This is a genomic window from Primorskyibacter aestuariivivens (assembly GCF_028023675.1).
Lineage (GTDB): Bacteria > Pseudomonadota > Alphaproteobacteria > Rhodobacterales > Rhodobacteraceae > Marinovum > Marinovum aestuariivivens.
In genome coordinates, this window is the sequence record NZ_JAQIOZ010000004.1 from 151,415 (window position 1) to 165,534 (window position 14,120).

General features: G+C 62.7%; 7 protein-coding genes. 5 read left to right on the forward strand and 2 right to left on the reverse strand.

All coding sequences use genetic code 11. The features are described from left to right. Positions 1 to 7: 7 nt before the first annotated feature. Entirely contained in the window at positions 8 to 2,248 is a 2,241-nt protein-coding gene (locus PGB28_RS04650; RefSeq protein ID WP_271420322.1) for a response regulator, read from the reverse strand. Between the two features lie 176 nt (positions 2,249 to 2,424). On the opposite strand from PGB28_RS04650, the gene PGB28_RS04655 reads away from it, so the two are divergent. Both PGB28_RS04655 and pbpC read left to right on the forward strand, forming a co-directional pair. Beyond that, on the forward strand, positions 2,425 to 7,872 hold the full coding sequence (locus tag PGB28_RS04655; RefSeq protein WP_271420323.1) for an alpha-2-macroglobulin family protein: 5,448 nt from the start codon (positions 2,425 to 2,427) through the stop codon (positions 7,870 to 7,872). Beyond that, positions 7,869 to 9,905, forward strand: a complete 2,037-nt coding sequence (gene pbpC, locus PGB28_RS04660) for a penicillin-binding protein 1C (protein WP_271420324.1) — start codon at positions 7,869 to 7,871, stop codon at positions 9,903 to 9,905. Before PGB28_RS04655 ends, pbpC begins: the two co-directional genes overlap by 4 nt. A 19-nt stretch (positions 9,906 to 9,924) precedes the next feature. On the opposite strand, the gene PGB28_RS04665 is transcribed toward pbpC, so the two are convergent. Then, the gene (locus PGB28_RS04665) at positions 9,925 to 11,103 is read right to left on the reverse strand and encodes an acetyl-CoA C-acyltransferase family protein (protein WP_271420325.1); all 1,179 of its coding nucleotides are present in this window, start codon (positions 11,101 to 11,103) and stop codon (positions 9,925 to 9,927) included. Positions 11,104 to 11,240: 137 nt separating this feature from the next. Between PGB28_RS04665 and PGB28_RS04670 the strand changes: the two genes are divergently transcribed. The 3 genes from PGB28_RS04670 to tdh all read left to right on the forward strand — a co-directional run bounded on the left by PGB28_RS04670 (position 11,241) and on the right by tdh (position 14,119). Continuing rightward, positions 11,241 to 11,825: a helix-turn-helix domain-containing protein gene (locus tag PGB28_RS04670; protein WP_271420326.1), complete on the forward strand. Its 585-nt coding sequence runs from the start codon at positions 11,241 to 11,243 to the stop codon at positions 11,823 to 11,825. Positions 11,826 to 11,900: 75 nt separating this feature from the next. Next, positions 11,901 to 13,085 carry a glycine C-acetyltransferase gene (locus tag PGB28_RS04675; RefSeq protein WP_271420327.1) on the forward strand — a complete coding sequence of 395 codons (1,185 nt, stop codon included), beginning with the start codon at positions 11,901 to 11,903 and terminating at the stop codon, positions 13,083 to 13,085. Next, the gene (gene tdh / locus PGB28_RS04680) at positions 13,085 to 14,119 is read left to right on the forward strand and encodes an L-threonine 3-dehydrogenase (protein ID WP_271420328.1); all 1,035 of its coding nucleotides are present in this window, start codon (positions 13,085 to 13,087) and stop codon (positions 14,117 to 14,119) included. Before PGB28_RS04675 ends, tdh begins: the two co-directional genes overlap by 1 nt. The last annotated feature ends 1 nt before the right edge of the window (position 14,120 follow it).

Consider the following 14,120-nt stretch of genomic DNA (forward strand, 5'->3'; position numbering starts at 1 on the left):
ACCAGCGTTAGCCGGCATCATCCATCGCTGGAAAAGGCGGGGCAACTCCCTCTGGTTGGTAGCGTTCGATCATGTCCTCGACGGCGGCGCGTTTGATCGGTTTGGTGACGTAATCATCCAGCCCGGCCTGGATCAGCATATCGCGGTCCCCGGCCATGGCATGTGCGGTGCAGGCGATGATCGGGGTGCGTTTCATTGTGCCACTTTCCCGTTCGCGAATGGCGGCGGTGGCCTGTTTGCCATCCATTTCCGGCATGGAAATATCCATAAAGATCACGTCCGGCTGAAAGCTTTCATAAAGGTCCAGCGCTTCGCGCCCGTTATTGGCGAATTCAAGCTCGACCCGCAGGGATTTGAGCATTTTGCCAAAGACGAACCGGTTGGTCTTGTTGTCTTCTGCCGCCAGGACACGCAGCAGGCGCTGTTGTGGTGATGCGTCCTCAGAAGGCTTTGGCGGGGCATGATCGTCCGGGGCGGGATCGGGCGCCGCGTTTCCTGCAGGTGCTGGCTTTTGCTCCGGGGCGTCCGACAGGCGCGCAAGTGCATTTGACAGAACATGGCGTGGCACAGGTTTTTGCAGAATGGCGTGCAGCGACGCGCTGGCCGGGTCCTGTTCGGCATAGCCGATATTCGAGCTGAGCATGATCACCGGTGTGTCATTGCCCAAATCCTTGAGCGCGCGGGTCAATTCCAGCCCGTCCATTTCCGGCATGTTGTGATCGGTCAGGATCAGGTCAAATGCATGGTCGCGTTCAAGGTAGGCCAGCGCATCGCGGCCGTTCTTGCAGATATGGGTATCGACCTGCATGACCTGCAATTGCTTCTGCAGGATCAAACAATTGACCGGCTGATCATCGACAATCAGGACGCGGCGAATATCCTGCGGGGGCCGGGGCGGTTCTGACATTTCGTCGGCAGCACAGGGCAGGGTGATCTGAAAGCCGAAGCTGCTGCCTTTTCCGACCTCGCTGTCGACCCAGACCTGCCCCCCCATCATGCCGATCAGGCGGCTTGTGATGGCCAGGCCAAGCCCGGTGCCCTCGAATTTGCGGTTTCGGTCGTCTTCGACCTGATTGAACTCGCCGAACACGTGGGCAAGCTTGTCCTGGGGAATGCCGATGCCGGTGTCTTCGACCGTGATATGAATGGCGGTCTTGCCGTTTTCGCGCGGTACCCCGACGACGCGGATCAAAACATGACCCTCCAGCGTGAATTTCACCGCGTTGCCCAGAATATTGGTCAGGATCTGCCGGATGCGCCCCGGGTCCCCGACAAATTCCGTCGGCAGGAACATGTCGTAATCCACCAGCAAATCCAGCCATTTGTCGCGCGCTGAGGGTTGCAGAAGCATGACGATCTCGTGGATCGCGCGCTCAAGATCAAACCGTTCGGGATGCAGCTCAAGCTTGTCGGCCTCGATCTTGGAATAATCCAGCACGTCATTGATGATGACCAGCAGCGCCTCGCCCGAGTTCTTCATCGTGTCGACGTAAAGCTGCTGTTCCTCGCTCAGGTCGGTATCGGTGAGAAGGTCGGCCATACCGATCACGCCGTTCATCGGCGTTCTGATCTCGTGACTCATATTGGCGAGGAACGCGGATTTTGCCCGGTTTGCGGCCTCGGCCCGGTTGCGGGCTTCGCGCAGCTCCTTTTCATAGCGAATCGTGTCGGTGATATTGAGTGCGAGGCTGACCACATCCCCGGCCTCGCCGCGTTTGTCCAATAGCTTGACATACATGTCGTTCCAGAACCGGAGCGTCACGGGTTCCGGATTTGGCGACTGCCAGCGTTCGAGCATCATCGAACGCCAATCCTGTGGGCTCAGTTCGCCGGTGTCGACAATGCCCTCTTCGGTCAGGAGCTGCAGGATGCGGGCAAAGGGGACGCCGGGTTCGATCTCTTCCAACCCATCGAACACGGACAGATAGGCGGAATTGGCGCTGATCAAACGATGATCGGCGTCGAAGAAGGCGAACCCGTCTTCGATGGTTTCCACAGCTTGCCACAACCGGCGTTCGGCCACTTCAAGGTTTTGGGTGACGACCGTCAGATCGGATTTGACCCGCTGGTTTTCGTCGCGGACCGTCGCTACCTCTGCGGTTTTTTCGACGATTTCCTCGCTGAGCGCACGGGCGTGATGGCCCAGTTTGCGATTGGCGGCAAACAGCTCGGCCTGCTTCAGTTCCAACAGCCGTTCCGCGGCCAGACGCGCACGGCGTTCTTCTGCAAGTTTACTGGCCAGACTCATGCGGCGATTCCGACATCCCATGTCCAAGATGTGGGCAAGATGGCCGCATTGGGTGAATATCTGTTTAAATGCCGCTTTTGCCGAACATGACAGTTTCCGGCCAAAACCCGGGGAATCGTTGCCAAGCCGGTGCAGGGCATGGAACAATGATACCATTGAGACCGGAGGATTTTTTCATGCATCGTTTCCTCACCTATTTGATGTGTTCATTCATTGCCCTGACGCTGCAGGCGCAGCTGTCGCTTGCGCAGGATATCGTCCCCGACCGACGCTTGGTCGTGTCGCGCGATGTGGATTTCTTTGGCTCCGATCTTCAGGCGCTGTTCGATACCAATCGCGAAGCCTGTGAGCGGGTGTGCCTGAATGATCCGGCGTGCAAGGCATTTACCTTTAACACCCGGTCAAATGCCTGTTTCCCCAAGAGCGCGGTCAGCGAGCGCAATGAATACGAAGGTGCGATTTCCGCCATCGTAGTTGAAACGCCGGCACAGGTCCTGTCCCGGGCCGAGACCCGCGCCGCGGATCTTGGCTTTCTCAACAAGCGTGATCTGGATGCCGCGTTTTCCCAGGCCCGAAAACTGGGCGGCACCCATATGGGTGGCAAATGGACGGTTGATGTTCTGCTCAAGGCGTCGCGCGACAAAGAGGCCGAGGGCGATCTGAACCTCGCGCTGCATTGGGCGGGCGCAGCTGTGGCACAAAGCGATGCGAGCGATCAATGGGCTGACTATGCGCGGCTTGCTTTGGCGAATGAAGCGGCGGCCAATCGCGGCAGTGACCGTCGCCGTTTTGCCGCACAGGCGCTGAGCGCCAGTATCAACGCCTATCTGCGCGCGGCGGGTGACCCGGCACGTGTCGCGGGTCTTCTGGTGATGGCCGAGGCGTTGGAGGAATCGTCGCGCGGCCGCGACATGGTGCCGACCCTGCGTCTGGCGGAAAGCATTCAGCCGCGTGCCGATGTGGTGGCGGCGCTGGATGATGCCATCGGCAAATACGGCTTCCGTATCACCGAACACAGCACCGAAAGCGACAAGGCCGAGCCGCGTATCTGCGCGCGCTTCAGCGAGGATCTGGTGCGCACCGGGCTGGATTATACGCCCTATGTGCAACTGCCCGATCCCGGTCTTGTCGTTGAGGCGGCCGGGCGGAACATCTGCGTCAGCGGTGTGCAGCACGGCGCGCGCTATACCATCACCTTCCGTGAGGGGCTGCCCGCAGCGTCAGGTGAGACCATGGCCAAGGATGTGACCATCGCGCAATACGTGCGTGACCGACAGCCTTCGGTGGCGTTCAAGGGGCGGGCCTATGTGCTGCCGCGTGTCGCCGATGCGGGGCTTCCGATCGAGACGGTGAACCTCTCCGAGGTGGAGCTGACCCTGCGCCGGGTGTCCGACCGCAACCTGCTGCGCGCCATTCAGGACAGCTATTTTGGCGAACCGATGGGCTATTATACCGAGCGCCGGTTTGAACGCGAGGTGGGCGAAACGATCTGGGAAGGTGTGGGCGAGGTCGAAGAGACGCTCAACCGTGATGTCACCACGCGCTTGCCGATGGGGGACGTGCTCAAGGATCAGCCGCCGGGCATTTATGCCCTGACTGCGCGGGTCCCGTCGGAAGATGAATACAGCAACAACACGGCGACGCAGTGGTTCGTGCTGTCTGATCTGGGCATGGCCAGCATGTCCGGCACCGATGGGCTGCATGTGTTCATCCGTGGTCTTGGCGATGCGGCGGGGCGTGAGGACGTCACCGTTCAACTGGTGTCTCAGGCCAACCGCGTTCTGGCGGAATTGGCCACCGATGCCGAAGGTCATGTGCGTTTCGATCCCGGTCTTACGCGCGGGACACAGGGCGCGGCACCTGCGCTGCTGGTGGCCAGGACCGGCGAAGACATTGCCTTCCTGTCCCTCGATGACCCGGCCTTTGATCTGTCTGATCGTGGGGTCGAAGGGCGTGAACCCGGCGGGCCGGTGGATGTGTTCCTGACCACGGACCGGGGGGCGTATCGCGCGGGTGAAGTGATCTATGCCACCGCTCTGGCGCGCGATGCGCAGGTGCAGGCGATTGACGATTTGCCGCTGACCGCGGTTTTGACGCGGCCTGATGGCGTGGAATATGCGCGGCACCTGTCGGACGGAGGCCGCGCGGGTGGCCATGTGTTCGAGATGCCCACCGGAGCCTCGGTGGCGCGCGGCACCTGGCGGATTGACGTGTTCAGTGATCCGGACGCGCCCGCCATCGCGACCGAGACCGTGCTGGTCGAGGATTTCCTGCCGGAACGCATTGATTTCGACCTGTCTCTGCCCGAGGGGCGGCTGACGGCGGCGGATAATCCCGAACTGACCATCGAGGCGCGCTACCTGTTCGGGGCACCGGGGGCGGATCTGCCCGCCGATGTGCGCGTGCGCCTGTCGCGGGCGCAGTCGGTCGAGGGGTTTGACGGGTTCCGCTTTGGCCGTCATGACCTGCGTGTCGATCCGCGCACCCGGTATATGGAAGGCAATTTGCTCACCGATGCGGAGGGTCTGCTGAGTGTGCCGCTTGATCTGCCCAAGATTGAGGGTGAGGGCGCGGCACTGCCCATGAACATGCAGGTTGTTGTGTCCATGTCCGAAGGCTCGGGCCGTCCGGTCGAGCGGCGCATCACGCGTGCGCTGGCCCCGGCCAGCCCGGTTCTGGGCATCAAGCCGCTGTTTGACGGGGTGGTGAAGCAAGGCTCTGAGGCGCGGTTCCGGCTGATCGCGCTGAACGAACAGACCCAGCCCATGCCGATGCAGGTGAAATGGTCCTTCAACCGCGTGCGGACCCGGTACGAATGGTATCGGCTGCATGGGCAATGGAACTGGGAACCGACGGTGACCAGGACCCAGATTGCCTCGGGCGAGGCGACGCTGGGCGCTGATCCGGTCGAGATCGCGGCCGGTGTGGACTGGGGCAACTATGAGTTGGTCGTGGAGCGCGTCGGCGGCGACTACCTTGCCGCCTCTACCGATTTCTGGGCCGGATGGTACGCGCCTGCGGACACGTCCAGCACACCCGATACGCTGGAGTTGTCGCTGGACAAACCAGCATATCGCGCGGGCGAAACCGCAACGCTGCGGATTGTGCCGCGCTATGCGGGCACCGCGCTGATCACCGTCATGTCCGACCGTGTGATTGACATGCAGACGGTGCAGGTGGCCGAGGGCGAAAACACCGTTCCACTGACCGTAACGGACGATTGGGGCGCTGGTGCCTATGTCTCCGCCACGGTGATCCGCCCGATGGATCTGCCCGCCGGTCAGAACCCGGCACGTGCGCTGGGGCTGGCCCATGCCAGCATCGACCCGGGGCAAAAGGCGCTGGAGGTGTCGCTGATTACCGGCGACACGTCCAAACCGCGCGGGCCGCTGGAGGCTGTGGTGCAGGTGGACGGCATTGCCGAGGGTGAAAGCGGTTTTGTCACCGTGGCCGCCACTGATCTGGGCATTCTCAACATCACCGGTTTCCAAAGCCCTGATCCGCAAGGCCATTACTTTGGCCAGCGCAAACTGGGCGTTGAGATGCGCGACCTCTATGGTCGGCTGATCAACGGGCTGGACGGTTCGATGGGGCGGGTCCGCTCGGGCGGTGACGCGGGCGATGCGGGGCGGTTCAATTCGCCGCCGCCGACCGAAGAGCTTGTCGCGCTGTTCTCTGGCCCGGTCGAAGTGGGCGCGGATGGGCGCGCCACGGTCAGCTTTGACATCCCGGAATTCAACGGCACGATCCGGTTGGCCGCTGTCGCCTGGACCCCAACTGGCGTCGGACAGGCCGAGGCCGATGTGCTGGTGCGTGACCCGGTGGTGGTGACCGCGAGCCTGCCGCGCTTCCTTGCTCCCGGAGATCAGAGCCGCATGCTTCTGGAAATCGTGCATGCCGAAGGGCCGAGCGGGCGCATGGGTCTGGATATCACCGCCGATGGCGTGACGCTGGATGCAGGCGCGATCCCGTCGGGCGTCGATCTGGCGGAACGGGGTAAGGCAACCTTCGCGGTGCCGGTCACCGCCGGGGCCGAGGGCGACCACGAGATCACCATCGCGCTGACCACACCGGACGGGCAGCTTTTGCGCAAATCGCTGACTGTTCCGGTGCGCAACAATGATCCCGAGGTCTCGGAAACCCGCCGCTTCTCGCTTGCGCCCGGGGAGACATTCACCTTTGACGACAATGTCTTTGCCGGGCTGCGGGTGAACACTGCCTCGGCGCTGGTATCGGCCGGGCCGCTGGCGCAGTTCGACGCGCCACGGCTGCTGGCGTCGCTGGATCGCTATCCCTATGGCTGCACCGAGCAGATCACATCGCGGGCTATGCCGCTGCTGTACATGTCGTCGGTGACCGAGGCGATGGGACTGACCGAAACGGCCCGTATCCAGCAGCGCATCGACGAAACCGTGGCGCAGATCCTCACGCGGCAGGCCCCCAATGGTACCTTTGGCCTCTGGCGCGCGGCGTCCGGGGATTTCTGGCTGGACGCTTATGTGAGCGATTTCCTTAGCCGCGCCCGTGCTGGCGGGTTTGAGGTGCCGGACCTGGCTTTCCGTCAGGCGATGGATAACCTGAAGAACCGGGTCAACTACGCCCCCGATTTCGACAATGGCGGCGAGGATCTGGCCTATGCGCTCATGGTGCTGGCGCGTGAAGGCGCGGCGGCGGTGGGTGACCTGCGTTACTATGCGGATGTGAAGGGCAATGATTTCGCCACGCCGCTCGCCTCAGCCCAATTGGGCGCGGCGCTGGCCATGTATGGAGATCAGACCCGCGCCGACCGCATGTTCGCCATTGCCGTGCGGCAGATGTCGGGCCGCATGGGCGAAGAAGCGTCCGTTTTCCGCGTCGATTATGGCACCAACCTGCGCGATGCGGCGGGGCTGCTGTCCTTGGCCGTCGAAGCGGGGTCTTCGGTGGTGGACCGCGAGGTTTTGGTGCAGCGCATCTCCAACGCACGGCCCCAGATGTCGACGCAGGAACAGGCCTGGGCGCTGCTGGCGGCGCATGCGATGGTGACCGATCCCAGCGCCTCGGGCGTACTTCTGGATGGCGAACCGGTGAGCGGACCGATGGTGCGCCGCTTTGCCAATGGCACTGCGCCGCGCACGATCACCAATACTGGCGACCGTGCCACCAGCGTGACGCTTACCAGTTTTGGCAAACCCTCCGAGCCAGTGTCCGAGAGCGGCTATGGTTACCGTCTGGAACGGCTCTACTACACGATGGAGGGCGAGGAAGTGACCGGCCCTGTGCAGGTGGGCGACAGACTGGTGACCGTGCTGCGTGTGACACCGGCGGAAACCACGGGCGCGCGGCTGATGATCAACGATCCGCTGCCTGCGGGCTTCGAGATCGACAATCCGAACCTCTTGCGGTCGGGCGATATCCGGTCGCTGGAGTGGCTCAAGCCCAAGGATGCCCGCCACACGGAATTCCGCGCCGACCGGTTCCTTGCGGCGGTGGATCATCGCGGCGACAAGAGCTTTGATCTTGCCTATATCGTGCGCGCCATTTCCCCCGGTGACTTCCATCACCCGGCGGCGGTGGTCGAGGATATGTATCGCCCGCAATACCGCGCGCGCACCGCATCGGGGCAGCTCACGGTTTCGCAATGAAACGGTTTGGGCTTTTTGTACTGATTGCCCTGCTCTGGTTCGGGGCTATTGCGCGCGACACGTTTGACGATTGGGTGGATTCGACTGTCCTGCCCCGGGTATTGGCCGAAACCTCGGTCGAGGTACTGGACCGCGAGGGGCGGCTGTTGCGCGGCTACACGGTCGAGGACGGACGCTGGCGCTTTTCCGTGACGCTGGACGAGATCGACCCGATGCTGGTCGATATGCTGGTGGCCTACGAGGACAAGCGTTTCTGGGACCATCCCGGTGTTGATGTGATCGCCACCTCGCGCGCGGTCTACCAGGCGCTGCGCTATGGGCGTGTGGTGTCGGGCGGCTCGACCCTGACCATGCAGGTGGCGCGGCTTCTGGAAGACAGCGGCACTGGCGCTCTGGCGGGCAAGATCCGGCAGGCGCGGCTGGCGCTGGCGATGGAACGCAAGCTGACCAAGCGCGAGATCCTGACGCTCTATTTCATCCACGCGCCTTATGGCGGCAATCTTGAAGGGGTGCGCGCGGCGACGCTGGGCTATTTCGGCAAGGAACCCAAACGGCTGACCACCGCGGAGGCGGCGCTTTTGGTGGCGCTGCCGCAAAGCCCGGAAGGCCGCCGCCCGGACAAGCGCCATGCGCGCGCGGTGGCGGCGCGCGACAGGGTACTGGACCGGGTGCAGGGCGCAGGGGTCATCGGGCAAGAGGCCGCACAGGTGTCGAAACGCGAGGCGGTGCCCGATGGGCGAAAGGATTTCCCGGTTCTCGCCCCGCATATCGCCGACCGCGCGCGGACCGAGGCGCCGTTCCGGCAGGTGCATGACCTGACCATTGACCGGGATTTGCAGAAACGGCTGGAGGCCTTGGCCGCGCGGGCGGTACAGGGCAAGGGGGATCACCTGTCGATTGCCATGGTGGTGGCGGATCACGTGACCGGCGAGGTGCTGGCCTCGGTCGGTTCTGCGGGCCTGACCGGCGGTGAGCAGCGCGACGGTTTTGTCGATATGACCCGCGCGCTGCGATCACCCGGTTCGACGCTGAAACCGCTGGTCTATGCGCTGGGCTTTGACCGGGGGCTGGCGCATCCGCAAACCTTGATCGACGACAGCCCGGTGCGCTTCGGGGCCTATGCCCCGGAAAATTTCGACCGCCAGTTTCGTGGCGAAGTGACGGTGGAGCGCGCGCTGCAATTGTCGCTCAACATCCCGGTGGTGCGCCTCACCGAGGCATTGGGACCGGCGCATCTTATGGCGGCTTTGCGCCGCTCCGGTGCGAACCCGGCCTTGCAGGGCGGTACGCCGGGTCTTGCCGTGGCGCTGGGCGGCGTGGGTTTGACGCTGGAGGATATGGTGCAGCTTTACGCGTCGCTGGCGCAACTGGGTAAGGCGCGTCCGCTTTATTGGCAGAGGGGCGAAGCGCCTGAACCTGCTGGTGATGTGACCGGTGAGATTGCCGCGTGGCAGGTGGGACATATCCTGTCAGACCTGGCCCCGCCGCCCGGTGCGCCGCGCGATTGGCTGGCCTATAAAACCGGAACGTCCTATGGCCACCGCGATGCGTGGTCTCTGGGCTTTGACGGGCGGCATGTGGCCGGGGTCTGGATCGGGCGGCCCGATGGCACGCCGGTGCCGGGGGTATTTGGCGGCGAGGTGGCCGCGCCGGTGCTGTTCGAGGCATTTCAGCTGCTGAAAACCACGCCCGCACATTTGCCACCACCGCCGCCCGCGACGCTGATGCTACGCAATGCGGACCTGCCGCAGCCCTTACGCAGATTCCGTGCGCGTGACGGGCAATACCGGCAGGACAACAGCGCCTTTGAAATGGCATTTCCGCCCAATGGAGCGGTTATGTCAGGGGAGCATGTGACGGTGAAACTCCGCCACGGAACGCCGCCCTTCACGGTGTTGGTCGACGGCGCGCCCATGGTCACGAATGCACGGACGCGGGTCTTGCCCGTGCTGTTGCCGTCGCGCGGGTTTTCGCGACTGGCGGTGATTGATGCAAAGGGGCGCTCTGCCTCGGCGGTGATCCGCCGCGAATAAAGCGCCCCTGAGCGTTGGCTCAGAGCCGTTCGATGGCCACCGCGATACCCTGACCGCCGCCGATGCACATGGTGATCAGGCCCTTGGACCCGCCAACGCGCTCAAGCTCATACATGGCTTTGACCATCAGAATCGCACCGGTGGCCCCCACCGGGTGGCCCAGCGCGATGGCGCCGCCATTCGGGTTCACCTTGGCCGGATCAAGACCCAGCTGCTTGTTCACGGCAAGCGCCTGCGCTGCAAAGGCCTCATTGGACTCGATCACGTCAAACGTATCCAGTGACAGGCCGGTTTTCTCCATCAGGGCCTGACAGGCCGGAACCGGGCCGATGCCCATGATGTCCGGGCGCACACCCGCAACCGCATAACCCAGGATGCGGAATTTCGGCGTCAGCCCTGCCTTTTCGGCCGCGTCCGCACGGGCCAGCACCAGCGCGGCGGCACCGTCATTGATGCCCGATGCGTTGCCCGCTGTCACCGAACCGTCTTTTTGGAACACGGCGCGCAGACCGGAGAGGGCCTCGATCGTGGTGGCTTTGGGATGTTCATCGGTGTCGATGGCAACCATGTCGCGGCGCACCTTTACCTCTACGGGCGCGATCTGCTCTTTGAAGCGGCCTTCTTCGATGGCGCGGGCGGCGCGGTTCTGGCTTTCGAGGGCAAAGGCATCCTGTGCCTCGCGCGAGATATCGTTTTCGGCGGCCACGTTTTCGGCAGTCACACCCATATGGCCGGTGCCAAAGGGGCAAGTCAGCGCGCCGACCATCATGTCGATGGTGCGAATGTCGCCCATTTTGGCGCCAAACCGCTGGGACGGGTTGATGAACGGTGCGCGGCTCATGTTTTCGGCACCGCCTGCAACGGCAAAATCGGCATCGCCCAGCATCAGCGCCTGTGTGGCGGAAACGACCGCTTGCGCGCCGGAACCGCAGAGTCGGTTCACGTTGAGCGCCGGGGCGGTGTCGGGAATGCCCGCTGCGATGGATGCAGCGCGGCTGAGATACATGTCACGTGGTTCGGTGTTGATCACGTGACCAAAGACGGTGGTGCCGATCTGCCCGCCTTCGACGCCTGCGCGTTCCAGCGCGGCTTTGGTGGCCACTGTGGCCAGGTCGATGGGGGGAGTGCCAGCAAAAGAGCCACCAAAGGTTCCGATGGCGGTACGTGCGCCACCAAGAATGACGATATCATTAGACATGAAGATTCCTCGTTTTTAAGTACCGCGACTATGATGGGCCGGTCTGACAGAGTCAGCAGGACATGCGGTCGCGATTTCCCTGAACGCATAGCGGGATTGCGCTTGCCATTGGGCGGCCATGGATACAAAGTTCCGTCATGACGGAGAACGCTATAGATACCGGCGGGGAGGCAGTGCTTGCCCTTTTGCCCGCACGGCTCAAAGAGGCGCGGCGCGCCCAGGGCCTGTCGCTGGAAGCGGTGGCCAAGCTGTCGGGCGTGTCGCGGTCGATGGTAAGCCAGATCGAGCGCGGCGAAAGCAGCCCGACCATTGCGACGCTGTGGAACCTGACCCGCGCGCTGCAGGTGGATTTCGCCGGGTTGCTGGAAGACGGACAGACCGCGCCGCGCATCGAGGTGCTGCGCGCCGACCAGATTCCCACCATCGACAATATGGGACAGGGATGCCGCATCCGCATCCTGTCTCCGCCGGAAGAGGCCGGGCGCAATGAGCTCTATGAACTTCGGTTCGAAGAGGGTGGCAAGCTGGACAGTCAGCCGCACAAGCATGGTACGGTTGAAATCCTGAGCGTCATCAATGGGGATGTGACGGTGACCTCGGGCGAGAATCAGGAGATTCTGACGCGCGGGGATTCGGCACGATACGCGGCGGACCTTCCCCATTGCATCGCGGCCAAGGACGGAACAGCCAAGGTTTTCCTTGTCGTGCAGGATGCAGGATAAAATCCGCTAAATAGGAAATCCGTTATTTCGGATTGTCATCCGCTGTGCTATGGTGGCCGCAGAAGGAGTCGCATCATGGCACAAGCATTTCTGAATCACCTCACCGATACGCTCGCCGGGATCGAGGCCGACGGGTTGATGAAGCACGAACGCCCCATGACCGGGCCGCAAGGTGCGCACATGCAGGTGGCCGGGCGCGATATGATCAACCTGTGCGCCAATAATTACCTTGGTCTTGCCAATCATCCTGATCTGATCGACGCCGCCAAGGAGGCAATGGACAGCCACGGATATGGCATGGCCTCGGTGCGGTTCATTTGCGGCACGCAGGACCTGCATCGCGCGTTGGAAACCCGATTGGCCGATTTTCTCGGGATGGACGATTCGATCCTGTTTGCCGCCTGTTTCGATGCCAATGCCGCTGTGTTCGAGCCTCTATTAGGGCCGGATGATGCCATCATCTCGGATGCGCTGAACCATGCCAGCATCATTGACGGCATCCGTCTCTGCAAGGCGCGGCGCTACCGTTTTGCCAATTCCGATATGGCGGATCTTGAGGCGCAGTTGAAAGCAGCCCGCGAGGATGGAGCGCGTCACGTTATGATCGCCACCGATGGCGTGTTCTCGATGGATGGCTTCCTGGCCAAGCTGCCCGAGATACGCACGCTGGCGGATAAATATGATGCGCTGATCATGGTGGATGATTGCCACGCCACGGGGCTCATGGGCCCCAAGGGGGCGGGCACCCCGGCCCATGCGGGCGTACAGGTCGACATTCTGACCGGGACTCTGGGCAAGGCGCTGGGCGGAGCGATTGGCGGCTATGTGGCCGCGTCTCAACCGGTGGTGGACATGCTGCGGCAGCGCGGGCGGCCTTATCTCTTTTCCAACGCTTTGCCACCTGCGGTGGTAGGCGCGGGGATCAAGGCGCTGGATCTCGTCGAAGCAGGTGATGATCTGCGCGCGCAACTGTTCGAGAATGCGGAGTATTGGCGCGCTGGGCTGACCCGGCTTGGGTTTGACCTCTTGCCCGGCGAACATCCAATCATTCCCGTCATGCTGGGCGAGGCGCAGTTGGCGCAGGACATGGCGGCGAAGCTCTATGACGAAGGCGTTTATGTCTCGGGCTTTTTCTTTCCCGTTGTGCCCAAGGGTCAGGCGCGCATCCGCACCCAAATGAATGCGGCGCTGACGCGCGACGATCTGGATACGGCGTTGGGCGCGTTTGAGCGCGTGGGCAAAGAGCTGGGGGTGATCTGATGCACAATGATATGAAAGCTCTTGTCAAGGCCGAGCCGCGTGAAGGGCTGTGGCTGCAAGATGTGCCGGTGCCCGAGATCGGGCCGGATGACGTGCTGATCAAGGTGCATAAGACCGGAATTTGCGGCACCGATGTGCATATCTGGAACTGGGATGAGTGGGCGCAGAAAACCGTGCCTGTACCGCTGGTCACGGGCCATGAATTCGCCGGGGAAATCGTCGAGATCGGGCGCAATGTGGATGACCTTGAGGTCGGACAGCGGTGTTCCGGAGAGGGGCATCTGATCGGCCATCATTCGCGGCAGGTGCGGGCGGGCAAGTTCCATCTTGATCCCGAAACACGCGGCATCGGGGTGAATGAACAGGGGGCCTTTGCAGAGTACCTGCGCTTGCCCGCTTTCAACGTGGTGCCATTGCCCGACGCGATTGATGATGAGATCGGCGCCATCCTCGACCCGCTGGGCAATGCGGTGCATACCGCGCTCAGCTTTGATCTGGTGGGTGAGGATGTGCTGATCACCGGGGCCGGGCCGATTGGCATCATGGCGGCGGCTGTCGCCCGTCATGTGGGCGCGCGGCATGTGGTGATCACCGATGTGAACGCGGATCGGCTGGCGCTGGCGGCCAAGGTGGCGGATGTGGTGCCGGTCAATGTGGGTGAACAGGACCTGAAACAGGTGATCGCCGATCTGGGTATGAAAGAGGGCTTTGACGTCGGTCTTGAGATGTCCGGCAACCAGCGCGCGCTCGATCAGATGGTCGAAGCACTGGTGATGGGCGGGCGCATCGCGCTTTTGGGTATTCCGCCGGGCAAATCGCCGGTGGACTGGTCGCGGATCGTGTTCAAAGCGATCACCATCAAGGGCGTCTATGGCCGCGAGATTTTCGAGACCTGGTACAAGATGATCGCCATGCTGGAAAACGGGCTGGATGTGCGCGGGGTGATCACCCACCGGTTCAAGGCGGATGACTTTGAAAAGGGCTTTGCCGCCATGCGTTCGGGCAAAAGCGGCAAGGTTGTGCTGGAGTGGTGAG

Bases quoted from the DNA above. Each gene is read 5' to 3' on its own strand.
- PGB28_RS04650 (WP_271420322.1), bottom strand. From the start codon at position 2,248: ATGAGTCTGGCCAGTAAACTTGCAGAAGAACGCCGTGCGCGTCTGGCC.
- PGB28_RS04655 (WP_271420323.1), top strand. From the start codon at position 2,425: ATGCATCGTTTCCTCACCTATTTGATGTGTTCATTCATTGCCCTGACG.
- pbpC (WP_271420324.1), top strand. From the start codon at position 7,869: ATGAAACGGTTTGGGCTTTTTGTACTGATTGCCCTGCTCTGGTTCGGG.
- PGB28_RS04665 (WP_271420325.1), bottom strand. From the start codon at position 11,103: ATGTCTAATGATATCGTCATTCTTGGTGGCGCACGTACCGCCATCGGA.
- PGB28_RS04670 (WP_271420326.1), top strand. From the start codon at position 11,241: ATGACGGAGAACGCTATAGATACCGGCGGGGAGGCAGTGCTTGCCCTT.
- PGB28_RS04675 (WP_271420327.1), top strand. From the start codon at position 11,901: ATGGCACAAGCATTTCTGAATCACCTCACCGATACGCTCGCCGGGATC.
- tdh (WP_271420328.1), top strand. From the start codon at position 13,085: ATGCACAATGATATGAAAGCTCTTGTCAAGGCCGAGCCGCGTGAAGGG.